At 68.8% G+C, this 13708-nt stretch carries 18 protein-coding genes; 6 read left to right on the top strand and 12 right to left on the bottom strand.

Annotated elements, in window-relative coordinates; translation table 11 throughout:
- The first annotated feature begins 36 nt into the window (after window positions 1–36).
- Entirely contained in the window at window positions 37–1293 is a 1257-nt protein-coding gene (locus ACG0Z3_RS07935; protein ID WP_394396738.1) for an amidohydrolase, read from the top strand.
- A gap of 33 nt (window positions 1294–1326) precedes the next feature.
- Here the strand turns inward: ACG0Z3_RS07935 and ACG0Z3_RS07930 are convergent, their stop codons facing one another.
- The 7 genes from ACG0Z3_RS07930 to flgB are packed head-to-tail and all read right to left on the bottom strand — an operon-like array spanning window position 1327 to window position 6393.
- Window positions 1327–2001, bottom strand: a complete 675-nt coding sequence (locus ACG0Z3_RS07930) for a flagellar basal body L-ring protein FlgH (RefSeq protein ID WP_394396737.1) — start codon at window positions 1999–2001, stop codon at window positions 1327–1329.
- Window positions 2002–2011: 10 nt separating this feature from the next.
- Window positions 2012–2794: a flagellar basal-body rod protein FlgG gene (flgG, locus tag ACG0Z3_RS07925; protein WP_394396736.1), complete on the bottom strand. Its 783-nt coding sequence runs from the start codon at window positions 2792–2794 to the stop codon at window positions 2012–2014.
- 2 nt (window positions 2795–2796) lie between these two features.
- Complete coding sequence (flgF, locus tag ACG0Z3_RS07920) at window positions 2797–3528, bottom strand: flagellar basal-body rod protein FlgF (RefSeq protein WP_394396735.1); 732 nt, start codon at window positions 3526–3528, stop codon at window positions 2797–2799.
- A 19-nt stretch (window positions 3529–3547) separates the two neighbouring features.
- Window positions 3548–4846 (bottom strand): flagellar hook protein FlgE, encoded by a 1299-nt coding sequence (gene flgE, locus ACG0Z3_RS07915; RefSeq protein WP_394396734.1) that lies wholly within the window; start codon window positions 4844–4846, stop codon window positions 3548–3550.
- A gap of 41 nt (window positions 4847–4887) precedes the next feature.
- On the bottom strand, window positions 4888–5529 hold the full coding sequence (locus ACG0Z3_RS07910; protein ID WP_394396733.1) for a flagellar hook assembly protein FlgD: 642 nt from the start codon (window positions 5527–5529) through the stop codon (window positions 4888–4890).
- Between the two features lie 16 nt (window positions 5530–5545).
- Window positions 5546–5962, bottom strand: coding sequence for a flagellar basal body rod protein FlgC (flgC, locus tag ACG0Z3_RS07905; protein WP_394396732.1), 417 nt, complete (start codon window positions 5960–5962; stop codon window positions 5546–5548).
- A 17-nt stretch (window positions 5963–5979) separates the two neighbouring features.
- Window positions 5980–6393, bottom strand: coding sequence for a flagellar basal body rod protein FlgB (gene flgB, locus ACG0Z3_RS07900; RefSeq protein ID WP_394396731.1), 414 nt, complete (start codon window positions 6391–6393; stop codon window positions 5980–5982).
- A 145-nt stretch (window positions 6394–6538) separates the two neighbouring features.
- On the opposite strand from flgB, the gene flgA reads away from it, so the two are divergent.
- From flgA to ACG0Z3_RS07885, 3 genes are all read left to right on the top strand, one after another.
- Window positions 6539–7237 (top strand): flagellar basal body P-ring formation chaperone FlgA, encoded by a 699-nt coding sequence (gene flgA / locus ACG0Z3_RS07895; RefSeq protein WP_394396730.1) that lies wholly within the window; start codon window positions 6539–6541, stop codon window positions 7235–7237.
- 139 nt (window positions 7238–7376) lie between these two features.
- Window positions 7377–7712, top strand: a complete 336-nt coding sequence (flgM, locus tag ACG0Z3_RS07890; RefSeq protein ID WP_394396729.1) for a flagellar biosynthesis anti-sigma factor FlgM — start codon at window positions 7377–7379, stop codon at window positions 7710–7712.
- A gap of 4 nt (window positions 7713–7716) precedes the next feature.
- Entirely contained in the window at window positions 7717–8109 is a 393-nt protein-coding gene (locus tag ACG0Z3_RS07885) for a hypothetical protein (protein ID WP_394396728.1), read from the top strand.
- Between the two features lie 48 nt (window positions 8110–8157).
- Here ACG0Z3_RS07885 and ACG0Z3_RS07880 read toward each other — a convergent pair whose 3' ends face one another.
- From ACG0Z3_RS07880 to kefF, 3 genes are read right to left on the bottom strand one after another with little or no spacing between them, the layout of a single operon-like run.
- Window positions 8158–8589: a DUF1841 family protein gene (locus tag ACG0Z3_RS07880; protein WP_394396727.1), complete on the bottom strand. Its 432-nt coding sequence runs from the start codon at window positions 8587–8589 to the stop codon at window positions 8158–8160.
- A 49-nt stretch (window positions 8590–8638) separates the two neighbouring features.
- Window positions 8639–10480 (bottom strand): glutathione-regulated potassium-efflux system protein KefC, encoded by a 1842-nt coding sequence (gene kefC, locus ACG0Z3_RS07875; protein ID WP_394396726.1) that lies wholly within the window; start codon window positions 10478–10480, stop codon window positions 8639–8641.
- Window positions 10477–11130, bottom strand: a complete 654-nt coding sequence (gene kefF / locus ACG0Z3_RS07870; RefSeq protein WP_394396725.1) for a glutathione-regulated potassium-efflux system oxidoreductase KefF — start codon at window positions 11128–11130, stop codon at window positions 10477–10479. The genes kefC and kefF overlap by 4 nt, the downstream gene beginning before the upstream one ends.
- A 45-nt stretch (window positions 11131–11175) precedes the next feature.
- Between kefF and ACG0Z3_RS07865 the strand changes: the two genes are divergently transcribed.
- Complete coding sequence (locus tag ACG0Z3_RS07865) at window positions 11176–11631, top strand: MaoC family dehydratase (protein ID WP_394396724.1); 456 nt, start codon at window positions 11176–11178, stop codon at window positions 11629–11631.
- Window positions 11632–11686: 55 nt separating this feature from the next.
- A complete protein-coding gene (locus ACG0Z3_RS07860; RefSeq protein ID WP_394396723.1) occupies window positions 11687–12592 on the top strand; it encodes a DUF808 domain-containing protein in 906 nt (301 codons plus the stop codon).
- A gap of 10 nt (window positions 12593–12602) precedes the next feature.
- Here ACG0Z3_RS07860 and ACG0Z3_RS07855 read toward each other — a convergent pair whose 3' ends face one another.
- Both ACG0Z3_RS07855 and ACG0Z3_RS07850 read right to left on the bottom strand, forming a co-directional pair.
- A complete protein-coding gene (locus tag ACG0Z3_RS07855) occupies window positions 12603–13445 on the bottom strand; it encodes a segregation and condensation protein A (RefSeq protein ID WP_268165385.1) in 843 nt (280 codons plus the stop codon).
- Window positions 13446–13488: 43 nt separating this feature from the next.
- Window positions 13489–13689, bottom strand: a complete 201-nt coding sequence (locus ACG0Z3_RS07850; RefSeq protein WP_394396722.1) for a DUF3460 family protein — start codon at window positions 13687–13689, stop codon at window positions 13489–13491.
- Window positions 13690–13708 lie beyond the last annotated feature (19 nt).

Below are 13708 nucleotides of genomic sequence, written 5' to 3'. Positions count from 1 at the left end.
GGCCATACTGGCCGCGTTTGCCCCGGAGGCTCGTACATGTCCCTGACCACCGCCATCGACGCCGCCGCCGCAGCCTTGCAAGACCAGGTAATCGCCTGGCGCCGCGACCTGCACCAGCATCCCGAGCTAGGCAACCGCGAGTTCCGTACCGCCGCCCTCGTCGCCGAGCACCTGCGTGTTCTGGGTTTTGACGAGGTGCGCACGGGCGTGGCCCACACCGGCGTCGTCGGGCTGCTCAAGGGCGGCCAGCCTGGCGGTGTGGTGGCGCTGCGTGCGGACATGGATGCGCTGCCCGTCACCGAGGCCGTGGACCTGCCGTTTGCGTCCAAGGCGCGGGCGTTGTGGAACGGCGAAGAGGTGGGTGTCATGCATGCCTGCGGGCACGACTGCCATGTCGCCATCCTGATGGGCGTGGCCAGCATCCTGGCCGGGCTGCGCGAGCGGATCCACGGCAGCATCAAGTTCATCTTCCAGCCCGCCGAGGAGATGCCGCCCGAGGGCGAGCAGGGCGGCGCGGCGCTGATGATCCAGGAAGGCGCGCTGGAGAAGCCCACGCCCAGCGCCATCTTCGGCCTGCACGTCACCTCGCGGCAGCCGGCCGGCGTGATCGGCTACCGGCCAGGGCCGACGATGGCCAGCTCCGACAAGCTCAAGATCACCGTGCAGGGCCGACAGACGCATGGCGCGGCGCCGTGGCTGGGGGTGGACCCCATCGTCACGTCAGCCCAGATCGTGCTGGGCCTGCAGACAGTGGTCAGCCGCACGCTGGACCTCAACCGCGAGCCGGCGGTGGTGACCATCGGCGCCATCAAGGGCGGCGTGCGCGAGAACATCATCCCGGAGACGGTGGAGATGCGCGGCACCATCCGCAGCTTCGACGAGGGCATGCGCGACGACATCCATGCGCGCGTTACGGAGCTGGCCGAGGGCATCGCGGCAGCGTCGCGCGCGAGCTGCCAGGTGTGCATCACGAAGAACTACCCGGTCACGCGCAACGACCCCGCGCTGACCGCACAGATGCTGCCCACGCTGACACGCGTGGCCAGCACCGGCCCGCGGCCCATGGGCATCGAGCTGGTGCCCAAGGTCACCGGCGCGGAGGACTTCTCGTTCTTCCAGCGGCTGATTCCGGGGCTGTTTTTCTTCGTCGGCGTGACGCCGCCCGAGATCGCCCCCAGCCAGGCCCACGCCAATCACTCGCCACGCTTCTTCGTCGACGAGCGCGGGCTGGAGGTGGGCGTGCGCGCACTGGCGCACCTGGCGGTGGACTACCTGGGGTCGATCAAGGGCTGAGGGGCTGCTGCTGCAGCGGGTCGCAACGTCCGATCAGCTCGGTGCAATGTTCAAGAAGAAGCGCGACAGCCAGCCCACGGCATGGGCGTCGGCCGTGGCGCCGCGGCCGCGCTGCTCGATGCGCACGTTGGCCACGGCCGTGGACGACACGGCGTTGCCCTGTCCGATGGAGCGCGGGTCCACCTGGCCGGAGAAGCGCAGCACGTCCACGTTGCGGTTGACGCCGATCTGCTTCTCGCCGCTGATCATCAGGTGGCCGTTGGGCAGCACGCCGGTCACGATGGCCGTGATGGCACCGGTGAATTCGTTGGTGTTCTGGTTGCTGCCCTTGCCCTTGTTGTCGTTGGCCGAGGTGGCCTCGGCCGAGGCGCGGCCGAAGGAGTTGCCGGCCACCAGCGGCAGCGCGGTGACGCCGGCGGCCAGCGTGCCGCTCTTGCTGAGCTCGCTGGTGCTGGTCTGCGAGGCCGACACGCGCTCGGTGATGTTGATGGTCAGCGTGTCGCCCACCAGCCGCGCGCGGTGGTCCTCGAAAAGCGGCCGGTACGCGGCGGCCTGGTAGATGGCGCCGTTGGCGGCGGCCGGCTGTGGCAGGTGCGGCAGGTTGACGACCGGCGTGTGACTGAGCTCCACCTGCGGCGTGGGGTAGGGCGTGGCGCAGCCGGTGAGCAGGGCGGCGGCGAGGAGCAGCGGGGTGACGGCGTGCTTCATGGCGATGGCCTCAAATCTGCGCAAGCTTCTGCAGCATCTGGTCGGAGGTCTGCACGGCCTTGGAGTTCAGTTCGTAGGCGCGTTGCGTCTGGATCATCTGCACCAGCTCCTCAACGACGTTGACGTTGGACGTCTCGACGAAGCCTTGCTGCAGCGCGCCCATGCCGTTGTTGTTGGGCGCGCCGGTGTTGGGCGTGCCGCTGGCGGCCGTCTCGGTGAACAGGTTCTGGCCCTTCGGGTCCAGACCGGCCGGGTTCACGAAGTTGGCCAGCTGCAGTTGTCCCACCGTTTGCGGCGCGGCCTGGCCGGGCAGCGTGACGCTGACGGTACCGTCGTTGCCGATGGTCAGCGTTTGTGCGTTCTGCGGGATCGTGATGCCGGGTAGCACGGTGTAGCCGTTGCTGGTGACCATCTGGCCGTTGGCATTGAGCTGGAAGGCGCCATCGCGGGTGTAGGCGGTGGTGCCGTCGGGCATCTGGATCTGAAAGAAGCCGTCGCCCTTGATGGCCAGGTCCAGGTTGTTGCTGGTCTGCTGCAGGTTGCCCTGCGTGTAGATACGGGCGGTGGCCACCGGGCGCACGCCCAGACCCACCTGCAGGCCGGTGGGCAGCGTGGTCTGCTCGGTGCTGTTGGCGCCGGCCTGGCGCATGTTCTGGTAAATCAGGTCCTCGAACACCGCGTGCGAGCGCTTGTAGCCGTTGGTGGCGACGTTGGCGAGGTTGTGGGAGATGTTGTCCAGCTGGGTCTGCTGGGCTTCCATGCCGGTCTTGGCAATCCAGAGCGAGCGCATCATGGTCAGGTACTCCCCAAAAGTTTGGCCGACTGCTGGCCCTGGGTCTGGGCGATCTGCATCAGCTTCATCTGCTGCTCGAACTGGCGGCCGGCAGCGATCATGGCCACCATGGTTTCGACGGCGCTGACGTTGGAGCCTTCCAGCGCACCGTCCTGCAGCCGTGCGGCGGGGTCGGCGGGCAGGTCGCCATCGGCGGCGCGGAACAGGCCGTCGTCGCCGCGCGTGAGCTGGGCCGTCGTCTCGGGCGTGACGAGCTTGAGCCGGCCCACGGTGGTGGGCCGCTGGCCGGCCTGCTTGGCGCTGATGGTGCCGTCGCTGCCGATGGACACCTGGCTGTTCTGCGGCACGTTGATGGGGCCGCCGTCGCCCAGCACCTGCAGGCCGTTGCGCATCACCAGCAGGCCTTCGGCGTTGACGTCCAGCGAGCCGGCGCGGGTGTAGGCCTCGGTGCCGTCCAGCCCCTGCACGGCCAGCCAGGCGCGGCCTTGCATCGCCACGTCGAGATTGCGACCGGTGGGCGTCAGCGCGCCGGGGGCGTCGTTGTAGCCAATGGTGGTTTCCAGCGCGAAGGCGCGCGTGGACGCGCCATCGCCGCGCACCGGCACGGCGCGAAAGGCCTGCAGCTCGGCGCGAAAGCCATTGGTCGTGACGTTGGCGAGGTTGTGCGAAAGCACGTCCTGCCGCTGCATGGCGGCTTTCGCGCCGGCCATCGACAGGTAAATCATCCGATCCATGCTTCAGCCTCGCCCGCGTTCAGCGGAGATTGACGATGGTTTGCAGGACCTGGTCCTGCGTCTTGATGGTCTGCGCGTTGGCTTGGTAGGCCCGCTGGGCGGTCACCATGTTCACCAGCTCCGCGGTGAGGTCGACATTGCTCTCTTCCAAGGCGCCAGATTGCAGCGCGCCCATGTTGCCGTCGCCAGGGACGCCCACGACCGCGTCGCCGGAGTCCACGGTGCGGATCCACACGTTGCCGCCCATGGTCTGCAGGCCCTGCGGGTTGCGGAAGGACGCCAGCTCCACCTGGCCGGCCGGCTTGCTCTGGCCGTTGGAGTAGCGCGCCAGCACCACACCGTTGTTGGCCACGGTGATGCCGGTCAGCTGACCTGGCGCGTAGCCGTCCTGCGTCAGGTTGGTCACGGCGAAGCTGCTGCCGTTCTCGGTGGCGCCGGTCAGGTCGAGCTGGATGCCGTCGATGGCGAGCGTCGCGTTGCCGCGGGCGCTGAAGCCAGCCGGCACGTTCATCGTGATGGGTGCAGCCGGGCTGGTGGGCGAGCCACCGGTGGGCGGGAAGGTGATGGTGGTGAAAGGCGCCGTCAGCAGATTGGGATTGGCCGCGTCTGGGGCAGTCTCGGCGAAGGGCGTGCCGTTGGCCGTCGCGTAGACGTTCCAGGTGTCGCTGCCATCGGCGGCGGTGGCGGCCTTCTGGAAGTAGAAGGTGATGGCAACATCCTGGCCCTTGGCGTCGTACACCGTCATCGAGGTGGCGTTGTTGTAGGTGGTGCTGTCGGTCAGGTCCATGCCCGCGCCGCTGGCCGGGGCGGTGATGGCCAGGCGAGAGTCGAGGTTGAATTCCATCTCCACCTCCGAGGTCACGGCGGGCGGGATGCCGCCGGTGGGCAGCTGCAGCGGCGTGGCCGTGCCGGGCTGGATGACGCCCGCGCCGTTGGCGGGGTAGCCCATCAGCTTGAGCTGGTCGTTGTTGACGATGAAGCCGTCCTTGCTGACCTTGAACTGGCCGTTGCGCGTGTAGCGCGTCGGGTTCACCCCGTCGGTCACCTGGAAGAAGCCCCCGCCGTTGATGGCGAGGTCCATGGGGTTCTCGGTGGTCGAGATGTTGCCCTGCGTGAACTGCTGGGCGACCGTGGACAGCGTGGTGCCGATGCCGATCTGGTTCTGGCCCGCGCCGTTCAGCGCGGCGGCGTAGACATCGGCGAACTCCGCCCGCGAGCCCTTGGCGCCATAGGTGCCGGAGTTGGCAATGTTGTTGCCAATGACGTCCAGGTTCTTGGAGGAGGCGTTGAGCCCGGAGAGGCCTTGCTGGAAGCTCATGGGGGAGTCCTTGCTGTCGTGCGGTAGGCGGGAGAGGGCGGTCAGTTCACGGCCGAGACGGACGCGTAGTCCACCGGGCCGAGGCGATCGAGGTTGAGCTTGAGGCTGCCGCCCTCGCTGTAGACGGCATTGACCTTGTCGTAGGCGTAGGTGGTGGCGGTCACGGCGGCCGTGCCGTTGGTGGCGGTGATGCGGTACTTCACTTCGCTGCCTTCGGCGACCTTGGTGCCGGCGGCCCAAGAGAAGGTCTGGCGGCCCGAGCCCTGCGCGCCCAGCTGCACCGTGTCGATGACGGCGCCAGCCCCGTTGAGGATCTCCAGCTTCACGTTCTTGGCGGGACCGTCCAGCTCGTAGCTGCCCTCGGCCGCGCCGCTGACGACCTGGATCTTGTCGCTGGGCACGCTGACCTCGCGGCCCACCAGCGAGATGGACTGCAGCGCCTGCATCTGGCCCAGCTGCGACCCCAGGCTCTTGATGCTGGTGTCCAGCGTGGACAGGCTGGTGACCTGCTGGATCTGCGCCATCTGGCTCGTCACCTGCGCGTTGTCCATCGGGTTCAGCGGGTCCTGGTTGTTCATCTGCGCGACGAGCAGCTTCAGGAAACGGTCCTGCGTGTCGGCAGCGTTCTTGGTCGAGGTCGACGTGGTCTGCGAGCTGCTGCCGTTGAGGGCGGTGATGTCCATGGCGGTTCCTCAGCGCTCAGGACTGGCCGAGCTGCAGCGTCTTGAGCAGCAGGCTCTTGGCCGTGCTCATGACTTCGATGTTGTTCTGGTACGAGCGCGACGCCGAGATCATGTTGACCATCTCTTCCACCGGGTTCACGTTGGAGTAGGTCACGTAGCCTTCGGCGTCGGCCTGCGGGTGCTTGGGGTCCAGCACGCGGCGGCCCGGCGTCTGGTCCTCGGTGATGTTGGTCACGCGCACACCGGCGCTGCCGCTGTCGGTGCCAGCGCCCATCAGCGCTGTCTGGAACACCACCTGGCGCGCCTTGTAGGCCTGGCCGTCCGGGCCCGCCACGGTGTCGGCGTTGGCCAGGTTGCTGGCCACGACGTTGAGCCGCTGGCTTTGCGCACTGACCGCGCTGCCGGAGACGTTGAAGATCTGGAACATCGACATGGCGGCCTACTCCTCGGTCAACCTTGGGTGTGGGACTTCATCGAGTCCAGCGTCGTGCGCACCGAGCCGTTGATGAAGCGCAGCGTCGCCTCGTACTTCACGGCGTTGTCGGCAAAGCTGGCGCGCTCACGGTCCATGTCCACGCCGTTGCTGTCCAGGCTGGTTTGCGACTGCAGCGCGTACTCCTTGCCGCTCTCGCCCCGGGCGCCGGCCAGCGGCGCGATGTGGCCGCGCTGCGTGGCGGCCATCGCGCCCGGCGTGCCTATCTCGCCGGTGGCCTCGCGCAAAGCCTTGGCGAAGTCGATCTCGCGGGCCTGGTAGCCCGGCGTGTCGGCGTTGGCGATGTTGCTGGCGAGCAGGCGCTGCCGCTCCGCCCGCAGCGTGAGCGCCTGGGTCTGGAAATTCAGCGTGTCGGTCAGTCGGTTCAACATCGGGAGCCTCGTCCGAGGAGCGGGCCGGCATGGCCCTTGGCGCAAATTGTCTGAACCGGCCCCGAAAACATGAGCGGGATTAACGGGGGCAAAGCCGCTCAATTCCGGCCTCGTGGCGGCGGCTGCGCTGCCTAGAGTGACGGCCATGCTGCGTCTCATGGCGTCCCTGTCGTGCCTCTTGCTGGTCGGGCTGAATGCCCAGGCCCAGGCCGTGCTCGACCCGGCCCTGGTCGAGCGCGTGCGCCAGCTGGCCGAGACGGCCGCCCGTGCCACGGCGCCACCCGGCACCCGCGTGGTGGTGGAAACCGGCCAGCTTGATGCCCGGCTGCGCCTGGCGCCCTGCCGGCAGGTGCAGCCCTACCTGCCGGCCGGCGTGGCCGCCTGGGGGCGCAGCCGCATCGGCCTGCGCTGCACCGACGGCACGGCCCGCTGGAACGTGACGCTGCCGGTGCGCGTGGCCGTCTATGGCCGCGCCGTCGTGGCCGGCGCCGCGCTACCGGCTGGCGTCGCGCTGACTCAAGAATACCTGGCGCTGGCCGATATCGACATCGCAGCCGAGCCTGGCGCCGTGTTCAGCGACCCGGCGCAGCTGCTTGGGCGCACGCTGGCCCGTCCGCTGGCTGCGGCCGAGGCGGTGCGCGCGCCGGCGCTGAAGGCGCGCCAGTGGTTTGCGGCGGGCGAGACCGTCAAGGTGTTGGCACTGGGGCCGGGATTTGCCGTGGCCAGCGAGGCGCAGGCGCTGTCGGCCGGCATCGAAGGGCAAGACGTGCGCGTGCGTTTTGAGAGCGGTCGGGTGGCCAGCGGGCGTGCGGTCGGTGAACGTCAGGTGGAGCTGCCGCTGTGAGCATTGCGCCACGAACGGCCCGAAAAGGCCCTAAAAACCCGACTGTTCTCGCTCAAGTCGAAGCGCGAAGTGCCGATACAAGGGGAAACTCACCTGTATTGCCCCTCGGCGAGGCCCGCCTCGCGACCTGGAGAAGCCCATGAAGATCGGTAACAGCCCCGAAGGCAGCGTTGCTCCGGCCAAGGCCGAGCAGCGGCCTGCTGCGCGCAAGCCGGAGGCCACCGGGACGACGGAAGGCGCTCGCCCGGCCGCCAGCGCACCGGCGCCCAGCACGCAGGTCGCCATCTCCAGCGCGGCCAAGCTGGCCGCCAGTGCCAGCACCAGCACGGAGGACGGCAGCTTTGACACCGCCAAGGTGCAACGCATCGCCCAGGCCATTACCGAGGGCAAGTTCACGATCAACGCCCAGGCCATCGCGGACAAACTGGTCTCGAATGCGCAAGAATTGCTGGACAGCCGCGCCAACAAGCACTGAACCCATGACCGCCATCGCCTCGCCCACCCCCCTCAGCGCCGAGCTGGAAGCGCCGCTGCTGGCCGTCGAGTCCACGCTGAACCAGCTGGGCGACGCGCTGGCCCGCCGCGACGCGGCCGCCATCGAGCAGCATGCGGCCGAGTTGCACCAGCACCTGGCCCGTGCCGTGCAGAGCTTCGGCGAAGCCGCACGCAGCGGCGGTGTTCCTGCGGCGCTGCGCAACCGGCTGGTGCGCGCCGGCGGCCTGCTGGCCGCGCAGCGCGAGAGTCTGGCACGCGGCAACGCGTCGCTGGATCGTGCGCTGGATGTGCTGATCCCCAGCGAGCCCACGGGCTTGTATGGCGCGGGCGGCAAGGCCGAGCGTCGCAGCCTGGGCGGCGGCAGCTACACCGCCTGACGGGTTCCGCGTCCCCTGCAAAGCCACCCTCGGGTGGCTTTGTCATTTCTAGCGCGTCGCAGCCTGCCGCACCTTGTCCAGGTAGGCATGGCCGTCGGGCGGCAGGCCACTGCGCTGCGAGGCCCAGATCATCTCGCCCAGTGCATCCATGGCCACGTGGTGCGCCTCATGGCGCGAGTTGCGCCGCGCGCTCAGCAGGTCGATGGCCTGGCGGATGCCGGAGGGCTGGTCGATGGCGTGCTGCTCCGTGATGGTCAGGTGCATGGACAGGTGCAGAAAGGGGTTGGTACGGCCTTCCTCCACCGTGTAGACCTTCTCCAGCGCGGCGGCTTCGTCCGCGAGCTCGTCGTGGTACTCGGGATGCTCGGCGATCCAGTCGGCCGCCAGCGCCTCCATCGGGATCAGCGGCAGGCCATCGCGCCACTTTCGGTAGGTGGCGCAGAAGAATCGGCGGACTTCGAGCTGGGACGGGGCGAACATGCGGCGATTGTCGCTGCCCGCCTCAAGCCGGCTGCGGCATGGGCGGGGTTCATGGGGGTGCGCCTGCGTCCCAGCCGCCGCGCTGCGCCTGGCGGTGGGCCTCGTCGGCCTCGCGTTCGGCGGCCATCTGCTGCTCGAACTGCTGGCGGCCCAGCTTGGCGGCAGCGATCAGCGCGTTCTCGTCTCCCTGCAGCGGCAGCATGCGGTGCAGCACCTCGATGTTGTGGCGGCGAAAGCGCATCGCCTGGCGCCGCGCGGCGTGCGGCTCCATGCCCGTCAGCTCCAGCACGCTGCGGGCGCTCATCAGCGCGGCATCGAAGGTCTCGCGCTCGATGTGGCCCACGCCGGCGGCCTGCAGCTGGTGGTAGTGCTGCACATTGCGCGCGCGGGCCACCACGGTCAGTTGCGGGAAATGCTCGCGCGCCAGCTCGGCGATGCCGACGCTTTGGGCGATGTCGTCGATGGCGATGACGAGGATGCGCGCGCTCGCCGCACCCGCCGTGCGCAGCATGTCCAGGCGCGTCGCGTCACCGTAGTACACCGTCCAGCCGAAGCGGCGCAGGCTCTCGATGGCCTCGGAGTCGTGGTCCAGTACCGTGGCCTCCAGGCCGCTGGCGCGCAGCATGCGGGCCACGACCTGACCGTAGCGGCCACTGCCGGCAATGATGATGGGCGAGGGCGGTGGTGGCGCTTCGGCGCGGGCGCCCTTCAGGCCGCGGCGCGCGAGCTTCTGGGACATCAGCCGGTCGCCGCCTGTCAGCAGCAGCGGCGTCAACGCCAGCGACAGCGCCACGGCCGCCACCAGTGCGGAGTTCTGGGCCGCGTCGATCATGCCTTCGCCGCGCGCGAGCTGGAACACGACGAAGCCGAACTCCCCGCCCTGGGCCAGCAGGATGACGAAGGCCGGGCGCTCCACCAGCGGGATCTTCATGGCCTTGGCTATCAGCGCGAGCACGACGATCTTGCAGGCCAGCAGCGCGGCCACCAGCGCCGCGACGACGCCGGGCTGGGCCGCGACGGCCTTCAGGTCCAGCCCCATGCCGACGGCGATGAAGAACAGGCCCAGCAGCAGGCCCTTGAAGGGCTCCAGGTCGGTCTCCAGCTCGCGGCGGTACTCGCTTTCTGCCAGCAGCACGCCGGCCAGGAAGGCGCCCAGCGCCATCGACAGCCCGACCGTCAGCATCAGCGCGGCCGTGCCCATGACCAGCAGCAGCGCGGCGGCCGTGAAGATCTCGGGCGTCTTGCTGTGCGCGATCCAGCGCAGTGCCGGGCGCAGCAACAGCCGGCCGCCGAAGATGATGACGACGATGGCGCCCACGGCCCTGGCGGCGGCGAGCCAGGTCTGACCGTCGCCATCGTCCGCAGCGCCGCCCACGGCCAGGATGGGCACCAGCGCCAGCACGGGAATCGCGGCAATGTCCTGCAGCAGCGCGACGGACAGGATGCTCTCGCCCGCCGTCGTGCGGCCCAGGTTGCGCTCGGCCAGCACCGCCAGCGCCACGGCCGTGGACGACATGGCCAGCCCCAGGCTGACCACCACGGTCAGCCGCCACGGGTAGCCCAGCGCCAGGCCCACGGCGGTCAGCGCCGCCGCGCAGCCCAGCAGCTGCACGCTGCCCCAGCCAAAGATGGGCCGCCGCATGGCCCACAGCCGCTTGGGCTCCAGCTCCAGACCGACGAGGAACAGCATCAGCACCACGCCCAGTTCAGCCACTTCGGGGATGGCGCTGGCGTTGGGAACCAGGCCCAGTACCTGCGGGCCTATCAGCAGACCCGCGACCAGGTAGCCCAGGATGGATCCGAGCCGCAGCCAGCGCGCCAGCGGCACGGCCAGCACGGCGGCAGCCAGAAAGACCAGCGGCAGTTGCAGCCAGGCGCCGTGGTGGTTCATGCCGTGCCTCCGTCCAGGGATGAGAACAGCGGCGGGCGTTCGTCCAGTGCAACGGCATCCTCGTCGCCCGCGCCCGGGTCGGCCGCGCGCTCGCACCAGTCCGGGAATTGCTGCAGCCGCTTCACGAACAGGTCGGCATGGGCCTGGACCTGCGCCGGCGTCGCGCGGTGCGCGGCATGCAGGACCTGCGGGGGCAGCCAGGTCATGCCGCAGGTGTGGACCGACTGGCGATAGGGCAGCAGGAAGTCTTCGATGGGGTGATGGTTGTGGCCGCCGGGCGCGTAGGCTTCGGCGCCGCCGCCGGTGGAGGCCACCAGCCAGAAGTTCTTGCCGTGCAGCGCGGTGCCGCCGGGGCCATAGGCCCAGCCCAGGCGCGGCACCTCGTCCAGCCACAGCTTCTGCAGCGCCGGCATGCTGTACCAGTAGATGGGGTGCAGCATCACCACCAGCCGCGCGGCCTGCAGGGCCTGCTGCTCGGCGGGGACGTCGATGTGGAAGTCCGGGTAGAGGCGGTAGAGGTCGCGCAGCTCGACGCGGTCAGCCGCGGGCGACGCGCGCAGCGCCTCCAGCAGCGTGCGCGTGACGTGGGAGCGCGCCAGGTCGGGGTGGGCTGCGAGGACGAGGATGTCGCGTAAGGGTCGGTCGGCCATGGCCGGCTAGGGTAACTTCTCCGGCACGACAGCCTCTTCATTCCCATGCGCATCTTCGACACCCTGGCCGACATGCAGGCCCTCATCGGTCAGCCCCTGGGCCACAGCGACTGGATCAGCGTCGACCAGCCGCGCGTCAACGCCTTCGCCGAGGCCACCGAGGACCGGCAGTGGATCCACGTCGACCCCGAGCGCGCCAAGGCCGGCCCGTTCGGCGGGCCGATCGCGCATGGCTTTCTGACGCTGTCGCTGATCCCGTACTTCTTCGAGACCGGCTTCGCCGTGCGCGAGACGCGCATGGTCGTCAACTACGGGCTGAACAAGGTGCGCTTCACGGCGCCTGTGCCCGTGGGCAGCCGGCTGCGCGCGGCCTTCCGGCTGTTGGCCATGGACGAGGTGGCGGGCGGCGCGATGCAGCTGACGGTGGAAGTGGCCGTCGAGGCCGAGGGCATTGCCAAGCCGGTCTGCATCGCAGAAAGCCTGGCAAGACACTACCGCTGAGTTCGTGCTGAGCGGATAGCATCGCGGCCGTTTCCACGACCGCATTGCTTCCGCCATGGCCTCCAGCCTGTTCGTACTGCTCGACGACATCGCCACCATCCTCGACGATGTGGCGGTCATGACCAAGGTGGCCGCCAAGAAGACGGCCGGTGTGCTGGGCGACGATCTTGCGCTGAACGCGCAGCAGGTCACCGGCGTCAACGCCGACCGCGAGCTGCCGGTGGTGTGGGCCGTCGCGCTGGGCTCGCTGCTGAACAAGGCCATCCTGGTGCCGGCAGCGCTGGCCATCGCCACGTTTGCGCCCTGGGCCATCACGCCGCTGCTGATGCTGGGCGGTGCCTTCCTGTGCTTCGAGGGCTTTGAGAAGCTGGCGCACAAGTTCCTGCACAGCGCGGCCGAGGATGACGCGCATCACGCGGAACTCCAGCAGGCCGTGGCCAACCCGCAGGTGGACATGGTCCAGTTCGAGAAGGACAAGATCAAGGGCGCGGTGCGCACCGACTTCATCCTGTCGGCCGAGATCATCGTCATTTCGCTGGGCACGGTGGCCGACAAGCCCTTCATGTCGCAGTTGGCCGTGCTCGTGGCCATCTCGCTGGCGATGACGGTGGGTGTCTACGGCCTGGTGGCCGGCATCGTGAAGCTGGACGACGCCGGGCTGTGGCTGTCGCGCCAAGCCGGCGCTGCGGCGCGTGCACTCGGCCGGGGCCTGCTGATGGCGGCGCCGTGGCTGATGAAGACCTTGTCGGTGGTGGGCACGGCAGCAATGTTCCTCGTCGGCGGCGGCATCCTGGTGCATGGCATCCCGGCGCTGCACCACGTCGTGGAGCACTGGGTGGCCGGCCAGTCCTGGGGCGTCGCGGCGCTGATCGAGAACGGCAGCAACGGCCTGACCGGCATCGTCGCCGGCGCGGTGGTGCTGGGCGTCGTGATGGCCGTGCAGAAGCTGCGCGGCAAGTGAGGCGGGCCCGTCAGGCGGGCGTGTAGGCCAGCCTGACGTAGATCGGCGCGAACGCCTCGGCTTGCGTGATCTCCAGCAGGCGCTCGCGCGCCAGCTCCAGCATCGCGATGAAAGTGACGACGAGCACGGCCTGGCCGCGTGAGACGTCGAACAGGTGCTCGAACTCGACGAAACGCTGGCCCTGCAGCCGGCGCAGCACGATGCTCATGTGTTCACGCACCGACAGCTGCTCGCGGCTGATCTTGTGGTGCTGGTTGAGCTTGGCGCGCTTGAGGATGTCCAGCCACGCCTCGCGCAGGTCGTCGGCATTCACGTCCGGGAACACCGGCGTCAGCGATTGCTCGATATGAACCTGCGCGCGCAGGAAATCGCGCCCCAGTTGAGGCAGGCGATCCAGCCGGGCGGCGGCCAGCTTCATCTGCTCGTACTCCAGCAGTCGGCGCACCAGCTCGGCGCGCGGGTCTTCCACTTCCTTGCCGTCTTCGCTCTTCTTGGGCGGCAGCAGCATGCGCGACTTGATCTCGATGAGCATCGCGGCCATCAGCAGGTATTCGCTGGCCAGCTCGAGGTTGTGCACGCGGATCTGCTCGACATAGCTCAGGTATTGGCGCGTCACGTCGGCCAGCGGGATGTCGAGGATGTTGAAGTTCTGCTTGCGGATCAGATAGAGCAGCAGGTCCAGCGGGCCCTGGAAGGCCTCCAGGAAGACCTCCAGCGCATCCGGCGGGATGTAGAGGTCCAGTGGCATCTGGAACAGCGGCTCGCCGTACAGGCGAGCGACGGCCACCGTATCGACCGCTTCCGGTAGATCCGACGAAATCTCGGGGGTGTCGTCCGTGGTGACCGTGGTCATCGACAGGCCGTGTCAGCACCCCATGGGTGGGCCGAGATGGACCTTATGCCTTGGTTTGATAGACGTAGGGCTGCTGGGGTACGCGGGCTTCGTTGAAGCCGGCCTGGGCGGTGCGATCCTGCGCCTTGTCCCACAGCAGGGCGCGGCCGGCGCGCTGTTCGGCTTCCAGCGTGGGGCGCTGGGCCTTCAGCTGCTCGATGAAGGACGTGACTTCGGACTTGTAGGGTTTCCAGAACAGCGGCATGACAGGGCTTTCAAACGAA

Origin of the sequence: Pelomonas margarita, assembly GCF_043555875.1 — a bacterium.
Classification (GTDB): domain Bacteria; phylum Pseudomonadota; class Gammaproteobacteria; order Burkholderiales; family Burkholderiaceae_C; genus Pelomonas; species Pelomonas margarita.
This window is presented reverse-complemented; position numbering and strand designations above follow the sequence as displayed.

What these genes read in the sequence shown, in the direction of transcription:
- kefC (WP_394396726.1), bottom strand. Translation starts at nt 10,480, where the DNA reads ATGAACCACCACGGCGCCTGGCTGCAACTGCCGCTGGTCTTTCTGGCT.
- ACG0Z3_RS07910 (WP_394396733.1), bottom strand. Translation starts at nt 5,529, where the DNA reads ATGGACATCACCGCCCTCAACGGCAGCAGCTCGCAGACCACGTCGACC.
- ACG0Z3_RS07850 (WP_394396722.1), bottom strand. Translation starts at nt 13,689, where the DNA reads ATGCCGCTGTTCTGGAAACCCTACAAGTCCGAAGTCACGTCCTTCATC.
- flgA (WP_394396730.1), top strand. Translation starts at nt 6,539, where the DNA reads ATGCTGCGTCTCATGGCGTCCCTGTCGTGCCTCTTGCTGGTCGGGCTG.
- flgF (WP_394396735.1), bottom strand. Translation starts at nt 3,528, where the DNA reads ATGGATCGGATGATTTACCTGTCGATGGCCGGCGCGAAAGCCGCCATG.
- ACG0Z3_RS07855 (WP_268165385.1), bottom strand. Translation starts at nt 13,445, where the DNA reads ATGACCACGGTCACCACGGACGACACCCCCGAGATTTCGTCGGATCTA.
- ACG0Z3_RS07935 (WP_394396738.1), top strand. Translation starts at nt 37, where the DNA reads ATGTCCCTGACCACCGCCATCGACGCCGCCGCCGCAGCCTTGCAAGAC.
- ACG0Z3_RS07860 (WP_394396723.1), top strand. Translation starts at nt 11,687, where the DNA reads ATGGCCTCCAGCCTGTTCGTACTGCTCGACGACATCGCCACCATCCTC.
- flgG (WP_394396736.1), bottom strand. Translation starts at nt 2,794, where the DNA reads ATGATGCGCTCGCTCTGGATTGCCAAGACCGGCATGGAAGCCCAGCAG.
- flgE (WP_394396734.1), bottom strand. Translation starts at nt 4,846, where the DNA reads ATGAGCTTCCAGCAAGGCCTCTCCGGGCTCAACGCCTCCTCCAAGAAC.
- flgC (WP_394396732.1), bottom strand. Translation starts at nt 5,962, where the DNA reads ATGTCGATGTTCCAGATCTTCAACGTCTCCGGCAGCGCGGTCAGTGCG.
- kefF (WP_394396725.1), bottom strand. Translation starts at nt 11,130, where the DNA reads ATGGCCGACCGACCCTTACGCGACATCCTCGTCCTCGCAGCCCACCCC.
- ACG0Z3_RS07865 (WP_394396724.1), top strand. Translation starts at nt 11,176, where the DNA reads ATGCGCATCTTCGACACCCTGGCCGACATGCAGGCCCTCATCGGTCAG.
- ACG0Z3_RS07885 (WP_394396728.1), top strand. Translation starts at nt 7,717, where the DNA reads ATGACCGCCATCGCCTCGCCCACCCCCCTCAGCGCCGAGCTGGAAGCG.
- ACG0Z3_RS07880 (WP_394396727.1), bottom strand. Translation starts at nt 8,589, where the DNA reads ATGTTCGCCCCGTCCCAGCTCGAAGTCCGCCGATTCTTCTGCGCCACC.
- flgB (WP_394396731.1), bottom strand. Translation starts at nt 6,393, where the DNA reads ATGTTGAACCGACTGACCGACACGCTGAATTTCCAGACCCAGGCGCTC.
- ACG0Z3_RS07930 (WP_394396737.1), bottom strand. Translation starts at nt 2,001, where the DNA reads ATGAAGCACGCCGTCACCCCGCTGCTCCTCGCCGCCGCCCTGCTCACC.
- flgM (WP_394396729.1), top strand. Translation starts at nt 7,377, where the DNA reads ATGAAGATCGGTAACAGCCCCGAAGGCAGCGTTGCTCCGGCCAAGGCC.